Source organism: Cobetia sp. Ld8 (assembly GCF_045066615.1).
GTDB lineage: Bacteria > Pseudomonadota > Gammaproteobacteria > Pseudomonadales > Halomonadaceae > Cobetia > Cobetia amphilecti.
Genome location: NZ_JBISHF010000007.1, coordinates 224215 through 242022, shown reverse-complemented (window position 1 = coordinate 242022; position 17808 = coordinate 224215). Strand labels below are relative to the sequence as shown.

The 17808-nt window shown below is 63.4% G+C and carries 17 protein-coding genes; 2 read left to right on the top strand and 15 right to left on the bottom strand.

Features of this window, described 5'->3' with window-relative positions; genetic code table 11:
* Positions 1-17: 17 nt before the first annotated feature.
* Complete coding sequence (locus ACJJV2_RS06030; RefSeq protein ID WP_324690035.1) at positions 18-503, bottom strand: MarR family transcriptional regulator; 486 nt, start codon at positions 501-503, stop codon at positions 18-20.
* A gap of 133 nt (positions 504-636) precedes the next feature.
* Here ACJJV2_RS06030 and ACJJV2_RS06025 point away from each other — a divergent pair, with 133 nt between their 5' ends.
* Positions 637-1506, top strand: coding sequence for an EamA family transporter (locus ACJJV2_RS06025; RefSeq protein WP_405278964.1), 870 nt, complete (start codon positions 637-639; stop codon positions 1504-1506).
* 178 nt (positions 1507-1684) lie between these two features.
* Here the strand turns inward: ACJJV2_RS06025 and zigA are convergent, their stop codons facing one another.
* The 14 genes from zigA to urtA all read right to left on the bottom strand — a co-directional run bounded on the left by zigA (position 1685) and on the right by urtA (position 15376).
* Positions 1685-2941: a zinc metallochaperone GTPase ZigA gene (gene zigA, locus ACJJV2_RS06020; RefSeq protein WP_405278962.1), complete on the bottom strand. Its 1257-nt coding sequence runs from the start codon at positions 2939-2941 to the stop codon at positions 1685-1687.
* 353 nt (positions 2942-3294) lie between these two features.
* Complete coding sequence (locus tag ACJJV2_RS06015) at positions 3295-3879, bottom strand: HupE/UreJ family protein (protein WP_405278960.1); 585 nt, start codon at positions 3877-3879, stop codon at positions 3295-3297.
* Positions 3880-3982: 103 nt separating this feature from the next.
* A complete protein-coding gene (gene ureG / locus ACJJV2_RS06010) occupies positions 3983-4621 on the bottom strand; it encodes an urease accessory protein UreG (protein ID WP_175089557.1) in 639 nt (212 codons plus the stop codon).
* Positions 4622-4702: 81 nt separating this feature from the next.
* Positions 4703-5404, bottom strand: a complete 702-nt coding sequence (locus ACJJV2_RS06005; protein ID WP_405278957.1) for an urease accessory protein UreF — start codon at positions 5402-5404, stop codon at positions 4703-4705.
* Positions 5394-6011 (bottom strand): urease accessory protein UreE, encoded by a 618-nt coding sequence (locus tag ACJJV2_RS06000; RefSeq protein WP_405278955.1) that lies wholly within the window; start codon positions 6009-6011, stop codon positions 5394-5396. The genes ACJJV2_RS06005 and ACJJV2_RS06000 overlap by 11 nt, the downstream gene beginning before the upstream one ends.
* Before the next feature lie 74 nt (positions 6012-6085).
* A complete protein-coding gene (gene ureC, locus ACJJV2_RS05995; RefSeq protein ID WP_405278953.1) occupies positions 6086-7789 on the bottom strand; it encodes an urease subunit alpha in 1704 nt (567 codons plus the stop codon).
* Between the two features lie 117 nt (positions 7790-7906).
* Entirely contained in the window at positions 7907-8236 is a 330-nt protein-coding gene (locus ACJJV2_RS05990; protein ID WP_107336426.1) for an urease subunit beta, read from the bottom strand.
* Positions 8237-8247: 11 nt separating this feature from the next.
* Complete coding sequence (ureA, locus tag ACJJV2_RS05985) at positions 8248-8550, bottom strand: urease subunit gamma (RefSeq protein WP_024952521.1); 303 nt, start codon at positions 8548-8550, stop codon at positions 8248-8250.
* A 40-nt stretch (positions 8551-8590) separates the two neighbouring features.
* Positions 8591-9529, bottom strand: coding sequence for an urease accessory protein UreD (locus tag ACJJV2_RS05980; protein ID WP_405278950.1), 939 nt, complete (start codon positions 9527-9529; stop codon positions 8591-8593).
* Positions 9526-10269, bottom strand: coding sequence for an urea ABC transporter ATP-binding subunit UrtE (gene urtE / locus ACJJV2_RS05975; RefSeq protein WP_405280689.1), 744 nt, complete (start codon positions 10267-10269; stop codon positions 9526-9528). Before urtE ends, ACJJV2_RS05980 begins: the two co-directional genes overlap by 4 nt.
* A gap of 47 nt (positions 10270-10316) precedes the next feature.
* Positions 10317-11144, bottom strand: coding sequence for an urea ABC transporter ATP-binding protein UrtD (urtD, locus tag ACJJV2_RS05970; RefSeq protein WP_175089551.1), 828 nt, complete (start codon positions 11142-11144; stop codon positions 10317-10319).
* A complete protein-coding gene (urtC, locus tag ACJJV2_RS05965; RefSeq protein WP_405278947.1) occupies positions 11141-12310 on the bottom strand; it encodes an urea ABC transporter permease subunit UrtC in 1170 nt (389 codons plus the stop codon). Before urtC ends, urtD begins: the two co-directional genes overlap by 4 nt.
* A gap of 3 nt (positions 12311-12313) precedes the next feature.
* Positions 12314-13966: an urea ABC transporter permease subunit UrtB gene (gene urtB, locus ACJJV2_RS05960; protein WP_405278945.1), complete on the bottom strand. Its 1653-nt coding sequence runs from the start codon at positions 13964-13966 to the stop codon at positions 12314-12316.
* Positions 13967-14101: 135 nt separating this feature from the next.
* Positions 14102-15376 carry an urea ABC transporter substrate-binding protein gene (gene urtA, locus ACJJV2_RS05955; RefSeq protein ID WP_405280686.1) on the bottom strand — a complete coding sequence of 425 codons (1275 nt, stop codon included), beginning with the start codon at positions 15374-15376 and terminating at the stop codon, positions 14102-14104.
* Positions 15377-15938: 562 nt separating this feature from the next.
* Between urtA and ACJJV2_RS05950 the strand changes: the two genes are divergently transcribed.
* Positions 15939-17360: a PLP-dependent aminotransferase family protein gene (locus ACJJV2_RS05950; RefSeq protein ID WP_405278943.1), complete on the top strand. Its 1422-nt coding sequence runs from the start codon at positions 15939-15941 to the stop codon at positions 17358-17360.
* Positions 17361-17808: the final 448 nt, after the last annotated feature.

Below are 17808 nucleotides of genomic sequence, written 5' to 3'. Positions count from 1 at the left end.
TGGGCGCTGTACGATAGCTAGCGTTGTTCATCAGTCATCAGCTTGCGCAGCAGACAGGCAAGCTGATGTTGTTCATCGCTGTCCAGCGCACTCGCCATCCGTTGCTGATTCTCGACATGCGCTTCCAGAGTGGTGTCGATCAGACGACGCCCTGCTTCCGTCAGCGCGACACGATTGCTGCGCCGATCCTCATCACTGGCCTGGCGCTGCAACAACCCTCGCTTCACCAGCTGATCTATCCGCGTGCTCATGGCACCGGAAGAGAGCATCAACGTCTGATACAGCTGAGTCGGGGTCAATGGCGCCTGCGAACGTCGCAGCGTCGCCAGGATGTCGAACTCGACAGTCGACAGGCCCTCCTTCTCGAATACCTGCTCCATCCTCGAGCCAAACACGCGACCTGCCCGACTGATACGCCCGAATATGCCCATCGGCCGACAATCCAGATCGGGGCGAGCCTCCTCCCACTGCGCAAGAATGCGATCCACGGCATCCGTCATCATGAAACCTCCCAGTTAGCTTTCCAAAAAGATACTTTGATGACGGCGGATTTGCGAGTACTCTCACATCTATCTTTCAAGAAAGATACTTCAAGGAGAGACAAATATGCCATCTTCATACCTAAAGGTTCTCGCCATGACCGCCACGGCCCCGATCATATGGGGAAGTACTTACCTGGTGACACAGACCCTGCTCCCTGCCGACACCCCACTCACCGCAGCCACCATTCGCGCCCTTCCCGCGGGAATGCTGATTCTGCTCTGGACTCGACAGACCTTGTCGGGAGGGTGGTGGGTGAAAGCCATGGTGCTGGGCACTCTCAATATCGGACTCTTCTTTACCTGCCTGTTTGCCGCTGCCTACCGCATCCCCGGCAGCATGGCCGCCTTGCTGCTGGCAAGTCAGTCGGTGTGGGTTCTACTGCTGAGCCGCTGGTGGCTGGGGACAGGGTTCAGCATGACAGCCGCAATGCAGTGTGGACTGGGCATGGTCGGAGTGGTGCTGCTGCTCAATCCCGGCCAAGGTGGGCTGGACATGACAGGGGTCGGGATCGCACTGCTCGGTGCTGTCTCGATGGCCGCCGGCATCGTACTCAGCAAACGCTGGCAACGTCCGCCCGACGTCAGTCAATTGAGCCTGACGGGCTGGCAATTGATCTTCGGTGGACTGTTGTTGCTGCCCCTGGCCGCTTGGTCGGAAGGCATACCGACCAATCTCGAGCCGCAACATCTGCTGGGCTATGGCTACCTGATCCTGCCGGGTGGGGTGCTCGGCTATGGCCTCTGGTTTGCCGGCATCCAGCGACTGCCCGCCTTTTCCGCATCACTGCTGGGTATCTTCAGCCCGCTGACGGCAACGGTGCTGGGTTTTGTGTGGATGGGCGAGTCATTCGGGCCCCTTCAATGGCTTGGCACTTTCAGCATCGCTTCTGCCCTGTCATTCCCCCTCTGGGTATCGCTCAGGCGACGTAGCGCTCAGCCAAGCCGTCATGAGTTGACTCGATGACGCACCGGGGGCAATCCGACGTGCATGGGCAGCCGGCCTTTAACGGACAAGCCATCCCTGCAAGGAACGTAGAGCAGGGGCATCGAGCAATGAACCTAGAAACAGAGCACCCCACTGATCGCGGATCAGTGGGGTGTCTTGGCGAGTGTCAGCAAATCAGAGACTCAGGTGCCGTCGCTCATTCCCAGGCGGGGAACGGGTCCGGCAGGTCACGCCAGGCTTCCTTGCCCGCCAGCAGCGTGGCGTCATCGAGCAGGCACTCGTCCAGCGCCTGGCGGATACGGGCTTCATCCAGGTTCTGACCGATGAATACCAGCTCCTGGCGCATGTCGCCGAACGGCTCCTGCCACTTTTCCCGAATCGACTCCAGATACTCGGGGTCTTCTGGCCATTCGACCTCAGGTACTGCCTTCCAGAACATGCCCCCGAACCCGTAGTGCGCGATGCCACCGGCCTGGTTCCACTGTCCGGCAAACTGCGGCCGCGTGGCCAGCCAGAAGAAGCCCTTGGAGCGCAGCAGCTTGCCACCGAACCAGTCACCATGGAGCAGCTGGTGGAATTTCTCGGGATGGAACGGCACGCGCGCATGGTAGGAGAAACTCGAGATGCCATATTCCTCGGTCTCCGGCACATGCTCGCCGCGCATCTCCTTCAGCCAGCCCGGTGCCTGTTGGGCGCGATCGAAACTGAAGCGGCCAGTGTCCAGCACCTTGGAAAGGGGCACGGCGCCTTTCGTCATGGGCAGAATCTCGGCCTCCGGGTTGAGCGAGCGCAGCACCGCGCTCAGCTCGGCAAGCTGCGAGGCATCGAGCAGGTCCGTCTTGCTGATCAACAACACATCACAGAATTCGATCTGATCGACCAGCAGGTCGGCGACATTGCGCTCATCGTCTTCGCCGAGGCTTTCCCCCGCTTCGGCCAGTGACTGCGCCTCGCGATACTGGGTGAGGAAGTTGGCGCCATCCACGACCGTGACCAGGGTGTCGAGACGCGCGACACTGGAGAGGCACTGGCCATCCTCGTCCTCGAAGGTGAAGGTTTCCGCCACCGGCAGCGGCTCGGAAATGCCGGTGGATTCGATCACCAGGCAATCGAAGCGCCCTACCTCGGCCAGTCGCCGTACCTCAATGAGCAGGTCCTCACGCAGCGTGCAGCAGATGCAGCCATTGCTCATCTCGACCAGCTGCTCCTCGGCACGATTGAGCGTCACCTCGTTGTCCGCACCGGGTGCGCCACGCACCATGGCGGCATCGATGTTGACCTCGCTCATGTCATTGACGATCACCGCCACTCGACGCCCTTCGCGATTGGCAAGGATGTGATTGAGCAGCGTCGTCTTGCCGGCGCCCAGAAAGCCGGACAGCACAGTGACTGGCAGCGCCGGAGGCAGTGAAGCGGGCCTGTCAGGAGAGGAAGTCGATTGCAGAGTTGTCATCAGTCATTGCCTTGGATTCATGAGGGGGCATCACGCCGAATCAGGTGCTGCATGACGCCCATGAGGGCTTGTCTCACAGAGCCCTTGTTAGAGCCCTTGTCAGAGCCCTTGTCAGAGCCCTTGACAGAGGGCTTGCATCAGCAAGCACGATTGCGCGGCAGGTCGAGGAATGCGCCATCATCCACTCGACCCCAAAATGATACGTTATAACATTTCTACAAGGCAATCCCTTACCCCCTGCCTCCAGAAGACAAAAAACGCCCCGCTGACAGGTCAGCGGGGCGTCGATAGCGCAATGAATCCAATGCGAGAGTTCATGTCATCGTCATGAATTCCCTCAACCTGAAATCGTCCTAGACCGCCATGATCACGGCAGAGGCCATCACCGCTCCGCCCACCAGACGGGAAGCGATGGCAGGTACCCCCATCAGGCGCCGGCCGATTGCACGGCCCAGCAACGCCAAGGCCAGCGTCGCGACCACGAAGCCCGCCATGTAGCCCACGGCGCTGCCAGCCGCCGGCATTTCCAGCGCATGGGCGAAGCCGTGACAGGCCATGAAGCCGGCGACCATCACGGCGCCAGCCAGGGTGGGCAGACGCAGCAGCAGCGCCACCAGCGCACCGGAGGCCAGCACCGAGAGCAGAATGCCCTGCTCGGCGATCAGCGCATGCAGCGCCTGCCCACCGCTGAGCAGCGCGATGCCCGCCCCCGTCAGCATGCCGGCGGCCATCAACAGCGGCGTGGCAAGCGTCAAGACCCGCGACTGACGCGCACTCCAGATGCCGATGGCCAGCATGGCCAGCAGGTGGTCCAGCCCGGTGAAGGGATGCGACAGGCCCGCCATCAGCCCCTGGGCATCATGGCCGGGGTGGGCGGAGGCCGAGGTCGCCACCAGCAGCAGCGAGGTGGCAAGCAGTGCGGAGTGAGAACGCTTCATGTGTCATTCCTGAACAAGATGATGATGAATCCCCCGACACCCGTGGTGAGACGAATGCCGGGAGACAATGAATCCTGAGCCAGCGGCGGAAAACGCTGCGCGGTCAGGCCTGTGCCGCCAGCTTTTGCGGGCGACGCTCCGGCAACATGCCGCGATCCAGAATGAAGGCGATGATCTCTTCTAGCCCGACACCGTCATACAGATTGGCGAACACGAAGGGCCGCTCACCGCGCATCTTGCGCGAATCGCGATCCATCACCTCGAGCGAGGCATGCACCTGCTCGGCGATGTCGATCTTGTTGATGATCAGAAGATCCGACTTGGTGATGCCCGGCCCGCCCTTGCGCGGAATCTTGTCGCCTGCCGAGACATCGATCACATAGAGGGTGAGATCGGAAAGCTCGGGGCTGAAGGTCGCGGACAGGTTGTCGCCGCCGGATTCCACCAGCACCAGCTCCATGTCCGGGTGACGCGCCTGCAGATCATCGATGGCCGCCAGATTCATCGAGGCATCCTCGCGAATCGCGGTATGCGGGCAGCCGCCGGTCTCGACCCCGAGGATACGGTCCGCGTCCAGTGCTTCATGGCGCAGCAGGAAATCGGCATCTTCGCGGGTGTAGATGTCATTGGTGACCACCCCGATGTCGTAATGATCGCGCAGGGCCAGACACAGCTGGCGCAACAGCGCCGTCTTGCCGGAGCCCACCGGCCCACCCACTCCTACGCGTAGACAATGCTTCATGGCAGCTTCCTTTCTCGTGAGATATCAGACGTTCATGTCGGTCGGTTCAGGCGCCGCCGCCTCAAGACAGGCGGTCTTGGCTCAACTCCTGAACAGACGGGAATATTGGGTTTCGTGCTGGGCGGAGGCGAGCGCCAGCCCCGGCAATATCGGGCCAAGCTCACCATCCAAACGCTCAAGCGCCTGTGAGACGACCTCCACTACACGGGGTCGCAGCTGCTCGGTCAGGCGTTGGGCGGCGGTGTGGCCCAGCGGCATGGCCTTGCAGGCCACCGCCAGTTGATTCTCGAGCCAGGCCCAAGCAAAGCCGATCAAGGTCTGACGCGGTGGTACCCCACGCTGGTGCGCCACCCAGGCAAACACCGTCACGTAGCCGGGCGCCTGCGGCATCAGCGCGACGGGCGGTTCGAGCTCGAGACTTCTGAGCAAACGCAGCAGCGCCGCCCCGAGTCGCGCGTCTTCATCGCTGAGTTCGGCGGTTTCACGGGTGGCCTTGAGCCAGCCATCCCACTCGTCGAGCGCCGGTGCATCCACCTCGGCCCATGCCTGCTGCAGACGCACCAACAGTGGCAGCTCGCAACGGCCAAGCCCGTCTTCCAGCACGCCGTCGATCCACTCGCCAAGCTCCTGCTCCTGAGTGACCCAGCCAAGCTCGAAGGCACTCTCCAGCCCCTGAGACCAGGCAAAGGCGCCGATGGGCAAGGCCGGACTCACCAGCTGCAACAGCCCCAGCAGCGCCAGATCCTCCTGCGCCGGCAGGCCCGCCATGGCATCAGTGCTCATGCGTGTGCTCATGGTCATGGGCATGTGAGTGGCCGTGTGAATGACCGTGAGAATGAGCATGCCCCTGCCCCGCCTGGGCATAGGCGCCCGGCTCAGGGTCAAAGGGCGCCTCGTGATGGATGAGGGTCGCGCCCAGTCGCTCGGCCAGTTCTTCCAGCACGTGATCCGGCGGGAAGCGCACCCAGCCGGTTGCGCTCTCTGCTTCACCCTTTGCTTCGTCCTTTCCTTCGCCCTTTCCTTCGCTACCGCCAGCGTCAGGCGCCTGCATGCCGATGGCGAGCTGCACATGGCGATTGCCCAGGTGATAGCAGAGCGCAGCCATCGGACGTCCGGCGGCGATGTGGGCAGTCACTACCGGCTCATCCGCGGCGCAGATGCGGATCACCTCACCCTCGCGCGAGGCCAGCCGATCGCCGTCACGCAGTACCGGTCCGCGATCCAGAAACAGGCCGACCTCGCGCCCGCCGTCGGTGGTGGCTCGCAGGCGACCGCGGATGCGCAGCTCCAGCGGCAGGGTCAGGGTGTCGATGGGCTCGACGTCGGTGTGAGCGCTCGCTGGGTCGCCTGATCCACTGGCGTCTGGCAGGCGATGTATCAGTTCCATCATGGCGTCAATCTCGAATAGGGAGTCAGAACAGGCACTTGAAACAGGCCCTCAGAACAGGCCCTCAGAACAGGCTTTCAAAACAGGTGGTAGCGCTGGGCCAGTGGCAGCTCGCTGGCGGGCTCACAGGTCAGCAGCTCACCGTCGGCGAAGACTTCGTAGGTCTCTGGGTCGACCTTGAGTTCCGGGCAGGCGTCATTGAGTTTCATGTCGCACTTGCGCACCTGACGTACATCGCGGCAGGCGGACAGCGGGCTGTCGAGCCCGAGCGCTTCCCCGACACCGGCTTTGAGCGCCGCCTGGGAGACGAAGGTCAGGCGCGTGGCGCTGGCCGCCTTGCCGAAGGCGCCGAACATCGGGCGGTAATGCACCGGCTGCGGCGTGGGAATCGAGGCATTCGGATCGCCCATGGGTGCGGCGGCGATCATGCCGCCCTTGAGGGTGCAGGCCGGTTTGACGCCGAAGAATGCTGGCGACCACAGCACCAGGTCCGCCAGCTTACCGACTTCAATTGAGCCGACCTCGTGGGCGATGCCGTGGGTGATGGCCGAGTTGATGGTGTACTTGGCGATATAGCGACGCGCACGGAAGTTGTCGGTGCCGCGCTCGCTGTCCTCTGCCAGCAGGCCGCGCTGTTCGCGCATCTTGTGCGCCGTCTGCCAGGTACGGCAGATCACCTCGCCCACGCGGCCCATCGCCTGGGAATCCGAGGACATCATCGAGATGACACCCAGGTCATGCAGGATGTCCTCGGCGGCGATGGTCTCACGGCGAATGCGCGAATCGGCGAAGGCGACGTCCTCGGGAATGCTCGGGTCCAGGTGGTGGCAGACCATCAGCATGTCGAGATGCTCGTCCACCGTGTTGACGGTGTAGGGACGCGTCGGGTTGGTGGAAGACGGCAGCACGTTGGGGCGCGAGCAGGCGGTGATGATGTCTGGGGCATGGCCGCCACCGGCGCCTTCGGTGTGGAAGGTGTGGATGCAGCGGTCCTTGAAGGCCGCCAGGGTGTCCTCGACGAAACCCGATTCGTTCAGGGTGTCGGTATGGATCGCCACCTGCACGTCATAGGCATCGGCGACGGTCAGACAGTTGTCGATGGAGGCCGGCGACGTGCCCCAGTCCTCATGCAGCTTGAGGCCGATCACGCCGGCCTCGATCTGCTGCTCAAGGCCCTGTGGCAGCGAGGCATTGCCCTTGCCGAGAAAGCCGATGTTCATCGGCAGGCTATCCACCGCCTGCAGCATCTTGCCGATATGCCACGGCCCCGGCGTACAGGTGGTGGCATTGGTGCCGGTGGCCGGCCCGGTGCCGCCGCCGAGCATGGTGGTGATGCCGCTCATCAGCGCCTCTTCCACCTGCTGGGGGCAGATGAAGTGGATGTGCGGGTCGACACCACCGGCGGTGAGAATCTTGCCCTCACCGGCAATGATCTCGGTGCCCGGGCCGATCACGATATCCACGTCAGGCTGGGTATCGGGGTTGCCCGCCTTGCCGATGGCCGCGATGCGCCCGGCCTTGAGACCGACATCCGCCTTGACGATGCCCCACCAGTCCAGAATCAGCGCATTGGTGATCACGGTATCCATCACGCTATCATCGGCGCGCTGGCTCTGGCCCATGCCATCGCGGATCACCTTGCCACCGCCGAACTTCACCTCTTCCCCGTAGTGGGTGAAATCCTTCTCCACCTCGATCCACAGCGCAGTATCGCCCAGACGCACGCGGTCACCGGTGGTCGGGCCGTACATGTCGGCATAGGCCTGTCGCGTTATCTTCATGGGTTGCCTCTTGATCCCTGAGCCGCAGTTTTCTTAACTGCAGTTGCCAAGTGTGCTCCGAGCCGAATGCCTGTCAGCGCCATTGCCTGGCGCATTGAGGTCAAGAGCGTCGCTCGCTCAACGCTCGACACTGCCGTCATCCTTGAGTTGCCCCATCACCTCGCCGCGGAAGCCATAGATATGACGACTGCCGGCAAAAGGGATCAGCGTGACGTCACGCGTCTGCCCCGGTTCGAAGCGAATCGCCGTGCCGGCGGCGATGTCCAGGCGCTGCCCGAGGGCGGCCTCGCGATCAAATACCAGCGCCGGATTGGCCTCGGCAAAGTGGTAGTGCGAGCCGATCTGGATCGGTCGGTCGCCGGTATTGCCGACCGAGAGCGTGGTGCGCAGGCGGTCCTCGCAGAGAGAGATCTCGCCGTCCGCCACCAGATATTCACCGGGAATCATGATTGCTCGCCTCACACGATGGGGTTGTGAACGGTCACCAGCTTGGTGCCGTCCGGGAAGGTCGCCTCGACCTGCACTTCGGGAATCATCTCGGCGATGCCCTCCATCACGTCATCACGGGTCAGCACCTCCGCGCCGCGCCCCATCAGCTCGGCCACGCTCAAGCCTTCGCGGGCGCCTTCCAGAATCTCGGCGCTGATCAAGGCGATGGATTCCGGGTAGTTGAGCTTGAGGCCCTTGGCCTTGCGGCGTTCCGCCAGCAGCGCTGCGGTGAACAGCAACAGCTTGTCCTTGTCTCTTGGCGTCAGTTCCATGTCATGGCTCTTGTGGTTGTCATTCAGTGGGCTTTCGAGATCAGGTCAGCCAGATACGTGGCACCTGTGCCTCAAGCCCCGTCATCAGGGGGCGCAGGAGCTGCCATGCCTGCTGGCACAGCGCCCAGGCCTCGTTGCGTTCATGGCCCAGATAGCGCAGCAGCAACACGCCTTCGCGGCGGGTCACCGCCCAGCGCGGGGAAGCCGGCAACGCCTCACGCAGCGCCTCGATGGCCGCCGCCTCATCCTCGAGCCCGACCGCCCACAGTGTGGCCTGCACACTGCAACCGCCCTGCCCCCAGCGCCCGGTGAAGCGCGGATGCAGCGGGTCCAGCGACTGGCGCTCGATCCACACTGGCTTGCCGTCGCGGGTCAGGCGAAAGCGCTGTTCGAGATGGCCGCTGACGAAGGGCAGCTCGCCGACCGGGCGGCCCAGCGCCAGCACTTCCCAGCCCAGACAGCGCGCAGAGCCGGCAAGCTCGAGGGTGGTGGTCTGCTCGCCGCGCGAGCCATTGAAGGCCAGCGTTTCCTGAGGCAGCCATTCCAGGGTGGCCCCATCGGCGACCTTGAGATGGGTATGCTGGCCCCAGGCCACGCCATTGCGGTCCGCCTTGTAGAGCTTGGCCGCCGCAGGTGTGGTCAACAGCACATGCGCGCCCTCCTCCACCTCGGCCTCGATCTGCAGCGCATCGCCGCTGACCAGCCCACCGGGAGGGTGCAGCAGATAGACATGGCAGCAACCGTGGCGGCCCTCGGGGTAGAACGGGCGCTGCACACGCAGCGGGCCATGATGACGTCTGCGCGTCAGGCGGGTGATGACGCGCCCGCTATCACTGGTGTCGCGCGCATCAGCCTCGAACCGCAGCGCCAGCGAGGCCTGCCACTGGCGCTGGTCATCGAAGCGGTGGCCGGAGGCATTGGCCTCACTGCGCACGGCATCCGTCGCGCCGTCAGCGGGAATCACGCACCGGATCGTCATACGGTCAGGTGCTGCTTGATCAGTTCATCGGACAGCGCCGCGATCTCGCCTTCGGCCACCCGGCGGCCGCGATCCATGATCACGAAGCGATCGGCGTACTTGCGCGCGAAGGGCAGCTTCTGCTCGACCAGCAGTACCGTCAGGCCGTCTTCCTTGATCAGACGGCGGATGACCTCACCAATCTGGGCGACGATATTGGGCTGGATGCCCTCGCCGGGCTCGTCGAGAATCAGCAGGCGCGGTTCGATCACCAGCGCGCGGCCGATGGCGAGCTGTTGCTGCTGGCCGCCAGAGAGATCCCCCCCGCGCCGGTGACGCATCTCCTTGAGCACGGGAAACAACTCATAGATGCGCTCGGGAATCTGGCGCAGGCCGTCCCGGCGCACGGCAAGCCCGGTGCGCAGATTCTCTTCCACCGTCATCATCGGGAAGATCTGCCGCCCCTGGGGGACATAGCCGACACCCAGCCGCGCGCGTTCCTCGAGCTTGCGCCGCGTCAGATCAAGCGGCTCATTGCTAGTGGCATCGCGACCGGAATCGCTGCCACTGGCATCGGCGCGGTACAGGAGCTTGCCGTCACGGACGCTCTCCTCGCCCATGATGCATTTCATCAGCGTGGTCTTGCCGACGCCGTTGCGGCCCATCACGCAGGTGCATTGCCCAACGGGAATCTCCAGCGTCAGGTCCCACAGCGTGTGGCTTTCCCCATAGAACTGGTTGAGCGTGTCGATGGTCAGCAGCGGCGACTCGCCGCTCGACATCGGTGCCTTGGTGTTCAGCGCTTGCGTCATCCGTCACTCTCTCCCAGGTAGACCTCGACGACTTTCGGGTCGCTCGATACCGCATCCATGCTGCCTTCCGCCAATACCGCGCCCTGATGCAACACCGTGACCTTGCGCGCGATGGAGCGCACGAAGCCCATGTCGTGCTCGACCACCACCACCGACTGGCGCCCCGCCAGACTGGTCAGCAGCTCCGCGGTGCGCTCCATCTCCTGCTCGGTCATGCCGGCCACCGGCTCGTCGACCAGCAGCAGCCGCGGCTTCTGCATCAGCAGCATGCCGATCTCCAGCCACTGCTTCTGGCCGTGAGACAGGATGCCGGCCTCGCGCGCATGCCACTCCTTGAGGTGAATCGTCTCGAGCACCTCCTCGATCCTGGCGCGGGTCTCGCCGCTCATGCGCGCGGCCAGCGTCGGAAAGATGCGCTTGTCGGTGGCCATGGCCAGCTCGAGATTCTCGAACACGCTGAGCGCCTCGAAGACGGTAGGCTTCTGGAACTTGCGCCCGATGCCCAGGGTGGCGATCTCGGGCTCACTCATGCGCAGCAGATCGTGCCGGCTGCCGAACCACACCGAGCCACTGTCGGGGCGCGTCTTGCCGGTGATGATGTCCATCATCGTGGTCTTGCCCGCGCCATTGGGGCCGATGATGCAGCGCAGCTCGCCATCGTCGATGGTCAGGTTGAGATCATTGATCGCCTTGAAGCCGTCGAAGCTGACACTGACATCCTCCAGATAGAGGATCGGCCCGTGGGTCACGTCCACCGGCGAGATGCGCGGGGTCAGGAAGTCGAACACGCGGTCACGCGTGGCCATCTCTTTCAACAGGCTCATGCGGTGGCCTCCTCGATGGGGCGGGAACTGGATGCCGATTCGCTCTTCGCGTTGGACGACTGCGAGCTGCTGCCCCAGCCACGCTGGGCAAAGAGGCCAGCGATACCCTTGGGCAACAGCACGGTGACCAGCACGAACAGGCCGCCGAGGGCGAACAGCCAGGCATCCGGCATGATGCCGGTGAACACCGTCTTGGCGTAGTTGACGATCAGCGCGCCCAACACGGCGCCGTAGAGCGTCGCGCGGCCACCGAGCGCCACCCACACCACCACTTCGATGGAGAACAGCGGCGAGAACTCGCCGGGATTGATGATGCCGACCTGCGGCACGTACAGCGCCCCGGCTACCCCGGCCAGCATCGCCGAGACCACGAAGATGAACAGCTGCACACGTTCGACGCGGTAACCCAGAAAGCGCGTGCGCGCCTCGGCGTCGCGACAGGCGATGCTCAAACGCCCCAGCTTGGAGCCGACGATGCCACGACACAGCAGATAGCCGAGCCCCAGCGCCACGCCACTGGCGATGAACAGCGCGATGCGCACCGCATCCGTGCGCAGATCGAAGCCGAGAATGTCCTTGAAGTCGGTCAGGCCGTTGTTGCCACCGAAGCCCATCTCGTTGCGGAAGAACGCCAGCATCAAGGCGAAGGTCAGTGCCTGGGTGATGATCGAGAGATAGACACCGGTGACGCGGGAGCGGAAGGCGAGGAAGCCGAACACCAGCGCCAGCAGCCCCGGCGCCAGCAGCACCATCAGGAAAGCGAAGACCGGCATGTCGAAGCCCTGCCAGAACCACGGCAGCTCCTGCCAGTTGAGGAAGACCATGAAGTCCGGCAGCTCCGGATTGCCATAGACGCCGCGGTCACCGATCTCGCGCATCAGGTACATGCCCATGGCGTAACCGCCCAGCGCGAAGAAGGCGCCGTGACCCAGGCTGAGAATGCCCAGGTAGCCCCAGACGAGATCCACCGCCACCGCCAGCAGCGCATAGCACAGGTACTTGCCCAGCAGGGTGACGGTGAAGGTGCTGACATGCAGCGGATGCCCCTCGGGCAGCAGCACATGCAGCAGCGTGATGGCGAGCACCGACAGCGTCAGCACCGCGAGGAAGATCTGGGTGGAGCGCTCCGTGAAGGGGCGCGCCAGCCAGGAACGTGAATCAGGCATGGATCAACCCTCCGCGGCGCGGCCCTTCTGCGGGAAGAGTCCCCGCGGGCGCTTTTGAATGAACAGGATGATGAAGACCAGCACCACGATCTTGGCGAGAACCGCACCCGCCCAGGGCTCGAGGAACTGATTGAGCAGCCCCAGCGACATGCCGGCCACCAGCGTGCCCCACAGATTGCCGACCCCGCCGAACACCACGACCATGAAGGAATCGATGATGTAGTTCTGGCCCAGGTTCGGCCCGACGTTGGTGATCTGGGAGAGCGCGACACCGGCAAGACCGGCCACACCGGAGCCCAGCGCGAAGGTCATGATGTCGACGCGGGTCGCCTTGATGCCCATCGAGCGCGCCATGGCCCGGTTCTGGGTCACCGCGCGTACTTCGAGGCCGAGACGGGTGCGGCGCATGATCAGCATCAGGCCGGCGAACACGAACAGTGCGAAGCCGATGATGTAGAGGCGATTGAGCGTCAGTGACAGCGCCTCGTTGATCATCAGCGAGCCACTCATCCACTCCGGCGTGACCACGATGCGATTCAGGGGCGAGATGGTGGTACGCACCAGCTGCTGCAGGATCAGGCTGATGCCGAAGGTGGCCAGCAAGGTCTCCAGCGGACGCCCCTTGAGGTGCTGGATGACGCTGCGCTCGATGACGATTCCCACCGCCGCCGCGACCAGAAAGCCCGCCGGAATCGACAGCAACAGCGCCAGCCCCGGCTGCCCTGGCAATAGCTGCTGCATGCCCCAAGTGGTGTAGGCGCCCAGCATGATCAGTTCGCCATGCGCCATGTTGATCACGCCCATGACACCGAAGGTGATGGCAAGCCCGATGGCGGCCAGCACCAGTACCGAGCCCAACGAGAGGCCGAAGTAGAGCGTCTCGAGCCCGCTGTTGAGCTGAAGCTTCTGCTCGATACCGGCCAGCGCCACCTTGGCGGCCTGGGCCAGCTGCGGATCATCACTCGCCGCGGCGCCATTGATGGCAGCGATCGCGGCGGCGTTCAGGCTGCCGGAGAGCGTCTCCAGCGCTGCGGGGTCGCCATTGGCTTCCAGCTGCTGGATGGCGAGCGCTTCCTCGAGAGTGGCGCGGATAGCATCATCGACTTCCTGCTCGATCAGGCTCGGCAACCGCTCGGCCATGGCCTCATCGACACTGCCGCGCAGGCCGCGCGCCGCCGCGAGTCTGACCTCGGCATCCGGGGAAGACAGGTCGATCATCGAGAGTACGCCATCGATATGCCCACGCAGCGAGTTGTTGCTGCGCAGTGTCTTGAGGTCGCGGCGCGAGACCTTGCCCGCCGACTCTCCCGACAGGGCGTCGGAGACGGCCCACTCACGGCCGCGATTGTTGTCGATGATCAAGAAGCGCTCGGCGTCCTTGAGACGAGCCAGCTTGCTGGCAGAAAAGGCTTCCAGCCAGCCACGTGCACGTGCATCCCCGCTCATGGCGATCTCATCGATCACGGCTGGCTTGGCCGGGTTGCGTGCCTCGGCGAGCCGGGTCAACAGGGATTGAGCAGCGCCGTCAGACAGGCGCGCAGACTGGCCAGTCGCGGTCTCGGACTGGGCAGCGGCAAACAGGGGGAATGAGAAAAGACAGACCAGCAGCATCCACTGCCAGCACCCGCGGTACATCGTTGCAACGGTGATAGACATCAAGAAGGCCATCCATGGTGAACGCGCAAAGGCGTCATCAGTCTCCGAGGGCATCGTGGCCTCGGAAACTGACACTCAACGAGGCGGCATGCAGGTGAGCCAGCACGCCGCCTCGCTCTCAGAACGTGCTACGCATCATTGCGTCGCAACGCTCTGTTGAGCCCCACAGGAATGGGTCACGACATTGTAGTTGCCGCATTCCATCGGCTTGCGCCAGTCACTGATCAGGTCCTTGGAGCCTTCCAGATAGTCAGACCAGGCATCGCCGGCCACGGTGGACGGGGTCTGCCAGACGACGGAGAACTGGCCGTTGTCCTGGATCTCGCCGATCAGCACCGGCTTGGTGATGTGATGGTTGGGCATCATGGTGGCGTAGCCGCCGGTCAGGTTGGGCACCGAGACACCGATGATGGCGTCCTTGACCGCATCGACCTCGACGCTGCCGGCCTTGCGCGCGGCTTCCATCCACATGTTGAAGCCGATGTAGTGGGCTTCCATCGGGTCGTTGGTGACCGCATCTTCCTTGCCGGTGTAATCGATCCACTCATCGATGAAGTCGTAGTTGGTGTCGCTGTCCACGCTCATGAAGTAGTTCCAGGCGGCCAGGTGGCCGACCAGCGGCGCGGTATCGATGCCCGAGAGCTCCTGTTCGCCCACCGAGAAGGCCACCACCGGGATGTCCTCGGCATTGATGCCCTGGTTGGCCAGCTCACGATAGAACGGCACGTTGGCATCGCCATTGATGGTGGACACCACGGCCGTCTTCTTGCCGGCACTGCCGAAGGACTTGATGTCCGAGACGATGGACTGCCAGTTGGAATGGCCGAAGGGGGTGTAATTGACCATCACATCCGCGTCCGCCACGCCCTTCGACTTGAGGTAGGCGGCCAGGATCTTGTTGGTGGTACGCGGATAGACATAATCCGTGCCCGCCAGCACCCAGCGCTCCACGCCCACGTCGTTCATCAGGTAATCCACTGCCGGAATCGCCTGCTGATTGGGCGCCGCTCCGGTGTAGAAGACGTTCTCCGAGGACTCCTCGCCCTCATACTGCACCGGATAGAACAGCAGGCCGTTGAGCTCCTCGACCACCGGCAGCACCGACTTGCGCGAGACGGACGTCCAGCTGCCGAAGATCACGTCGACCTTGTCCTGCGCCAGCAGCTCACGCGCCTTCTCGGCGAACAGCGGCCAGTTGGAGGCCGGGTCGACCACGACAGGCTCCAGCTTGCGTCCCAGCAGCCCGCCCTGCTCGTTCTGCTTCTCGATCAGCATCAGCATGGTGTCTTTCAGTGTCGATTCACTGATCGCCATGGTGCCGGACAGTGAATGCAGGATGCCGACCTTGATCGGCCCCTCTTCTGCCTGGGCGACATTGGCCAGCGAGAAACCGACACAGGCGGATAGCATTGCGGCAGCGATTTTCTTGTTCACGACATTCCCTCGTGTCTTGTTGTACTTGTTGTCCCGGCTGAGGTAGTGCAATCGATGTGCCAGCCACACACTGACGCCGCCGGCCAACGGCCAGACAAGAATGCGCCAGCGGTGAGATAGAAGAGAGACGGGCAGAGAGGCGGGCACAAAGACAGGGAGAAAGACTGGGCAAAAACAGTGGAAAGACCGAGAAAGGATGAAGAGACGCTGGAGACATGATGAGAGCACAGCGACATTGCTCAAGCGCAGCACTGCACCAGAATGACGCACCCATCACCGACCCTCGCCCTGCCTTGCACCAGACAGGTGAGAAGAGCGCAGGGCGTGGCGCTGTGCGTGGTGCAGGGCGTGGCGCTCACCGCCGACAGAGCCCCCATCAGTCCGAACGAAAGCGATGGAGGCTGGTGAGATTGGTGCATCCACTACGACGCCCCATAGGTCACGGCCTATCGACACTGCGGTATCCTTGCCCTCTCTCTTGCTCTCTCTTGCTCTTGCCCTCTCCCTTTCACTCTTCCACCCCGTCAGGAAATCCCCCATGAAGCGTTATGAACGCTTTGCCGCCGAGATATCCAACCTGATTCGTACCGGCATTCTCGCGCCGGGTGAGCGCGTGCCGTCGGTGCGTCAGGCCAGCAAGGCGCATGGCATCAGCCCCTCTACCGTCTTTCAGGCGTATTACCTGCTGGAGAATCAGGGCCTGATCAGTGCGCGGCCGCGCTCGGGGTATTTCGTGCGTGACAATGCCTCGCGGATACTCGATGAGCCGCATGTCGCCCTGCAGCAGCAAGCCCCTTCCGATGTCGCCGTCAGTGAGCTGGTGTTCTCGGTGCTGGGCTCACTGCGCGACAACGAGACCGTCCCCTTCGGCTCTGCCTTCCCGAGCCCGGAGCTCTTCCCGCTCGCGCGGCTTGCGACCAGCATGACGCGCGGGCTGCGCCAGCTGTCATCGCATGCCGTGATCTCCGACATGACCACTGGCCATCCTGACCTGTGCCGACAGATCGCTCAGCGCTACATGGTCAACGGCATGCAGCTGCCGACGGAGGAGCTGGTGATCACCAATGGCGCCATGGAGGCGCTCAACCTCGGCCTGCAATGTGTCACCCAGCTCGGGGACCTTGTCGCCATCGAGGCGCCGGCCTTCTATGCCACGCTTCAGGTGCTTGAGCGGCTCAAGCTGCGCGCGGTGGAAATTCCGGTACACCCGCGCGACGGGATTGATCTCGAAGTGCTCGAGAATCGTCTGGAGACGCTGCCCATCAAGGCCTGCTGGTTCATGAGCCATCTGCAGAATCCGCTGGGGGCCAGCCTGAGCGATGCGCGCAAGGCCCAACTGTATGCGCTGCTCTGCCGTCATCAGTTGCCGATGCTGGAAGATGATGTCTACGCGGAGCTGTATTTCGATCAACGTGCCGAGGTGTCGCCCCCGCAGCCCGTCAAGGCGCTGGATGTCGAGGGTCTGGTAATGCACTGCGGGTCATTCTCCAAGTGCCTGGCACCGGGCTATCGGGTGGGCTGGATATCCGCGGGGCGGCATACCCGGGAGATTTCGCGCCTCAAGCTGATGACGACCATCTCGCCATCGCTGCCTGCCCAGGTGGCCCTGGCCGACTACCTTCAGCACGGCGGCTACGACCGCCACCTGCGCAAGCTACGTCTGGCGCTCGAGACCCAGCAGACGGCCATGCTGGCAGCCATTGATCGCTACTTCCCCGCAGACACCCGCGTTACCCATCCCCACGGGGGCTACTTCCTGTGGTGCGAGCTTCCCGAGCACATCGACTCGCTGGCCCTGTTTCAGCAGGCGCTGGCCCACGGCATCAGCCTGGCACCGGGGCCCATCTTCTCTGCCACCCAGGGCTTCAAGCATTGCATTCGCTTGAGCTACGGCCACCCGTGGGATGCGGCGTCAGAGCGCGCCATGCAGACATTGGGTGAATTGCTCAAGGCAGCCTGAAACACGGACCGCTCAGACGAGATGCGAGATGCGAGATGCGCCTTGAGTATGTGCGCGCAAATGCCGCAGCCCTTGCGGCCGCCTTGCCACACAGTCTTCACGCGTTATCCGCGGGGGCGAAAACAGCCCTTTTGCGGCGCATGTCACTCGCGCGACAGCCGCTTGCCACGCCTGGATGTCGCAGCTTGTTGCGCATCTTGATTGCATAACCAGATGTCGCACGCGTGCCCCTTAAGGAAGCGCCAGAGCCCGCCATGGCGGGGCCTGCCGCCAAGGGCGATACGACAAGCACCTGATCCCGTCATGGTGCTGACGTGAATCAGAGTGCGCCCCCCTGCTCGGCTCGCCTTGCTGGCTTCTCGCCATACCACTTGGCTTGCCGGCTGACTGGCTCACGGGCATTTAACGACTGACCAAGATTCAGCTCGCAACTGATATGGTTTTTTCT

What these genes read in the sequence shown, in the direction of transcription:
- urtA (WP_405280686.1), bottom strand. Translation starts at nt 15,376, where the DNA reads ATGCTATCCGCCTGTGTCGGTTTCTCGCTGGCCAATGTCGCCCAGGCA.
- urtB (WP_405278945.1), bottom strand. Translation starts at nt 13,966, where the DNA reads ATGTCTATCACCGTTGCAACGATGTACCGCGGGTGCTGGCAGTGGATG.
- ACJJV2_RS06030 (WP_324690035.1), bottom strand. Translation starts at nt 503, where the DNA reads ATGATGACGGATGCCGTGGATCGCATTCTTGCGCAGTGGGAGGAGGCT.
- zigA (WP_405278962.1), bottom strand. Translation starts at nt 2,941, where the DNA reads ATGACAACTCTGCAATCGACTTCCTCTCCTGACAGGCCCGCTTCACTG.
- ACJJV2_RS06005 (WP_405278957.1), bottom strand. Translation starts at nt 5,404, where the DNA reads ATGAGCACTGATGCCATGGCGGGCCTGCCGGCGCAGGAGGATCTGGCG.
- ACJJV2_RS06000 (WP_405278955.1), bottom strand. Translation starts at nt 6,011, where the DNA reads ATGATGGAACTGATACATCGCCTGCCAGACGCCAGTGGATCAGGCGAC.
- ACJJV2_RS06015 (WP_405278960.1), bottom strand. Translation starts at nt 3,879, where the DNA reads ATGAAGCGTTCTCACTCCGCACTGCTTGCCACCTCGCTGCTGCTGGTG.
- urtC (WP_405278947.1), bottom strand. Translation starts at nt 12,310, where the DNA reads ATGCCTGATTCACGTTCCTGGCTGGCGCGCCCCTTCACGGAGCGCTCC.
- ACJJV2_RS05990 (WP_107336426.1), bottom strand. Translation starts at nt 8,236, where the DNA reads ATGATTCCCGGTGAATATCTGGTGGCGGACGGCGAGATCTCTCTCTGC.
- ACJJV2_RS06025 (WP_405278964.1), top strand. Translation starts at nt 637, where the DNA reads ATGACCGCCACGGCCCCGATCATATGGGGAAGTACTTACCTGGTGACA.
- ureC (WP_405278953.1), bottom strand. Translation starts at nt 7,789, where the DNA reads ATGAAGATAACGCGACAGGCCTATGCCGACATGTACGGCCCGACCACC.
- urtD (WP_175089551.1), bottom strand. Translation starts at nt 11,144, where the DNA reads ATGAGCCTGTTGAAAGAGATGGCCACGCGTGACCGCGTGTTCGACTTC.
- ureG (WP_175089557.1), bottom strand. Translation starts at nt 4,621, where the DNA reads ATGAAGCATTGTCTACGCGTAGGAGTGGGTGGGCCGGTGGGCTCCGGC.
- ureA (WP_024952521.1), bottom strand. Translation starts at nt 8,550, where the DNA reads ATGGAACTGACGCCAAGAGACAAGGACAAGCTGTTGCTGTTCACCGCA.
- ACJJV2_RS05980 (WP_405278950.1), bottom strand. Translation starts at nt 9,529, where the DNA reads ATGACGATCCGGTGCGTGATTCCCGCTGACGGCGCGACGGATGCCGTG.
- ACJJV2_RS05950 (WP_405278943.1), top strand. Translation starts at nt 15,939, where the DNA reads ATGAAGCGTTATGAACGCTTTGCCGCCGAGATATCCAACCTGATTCGT.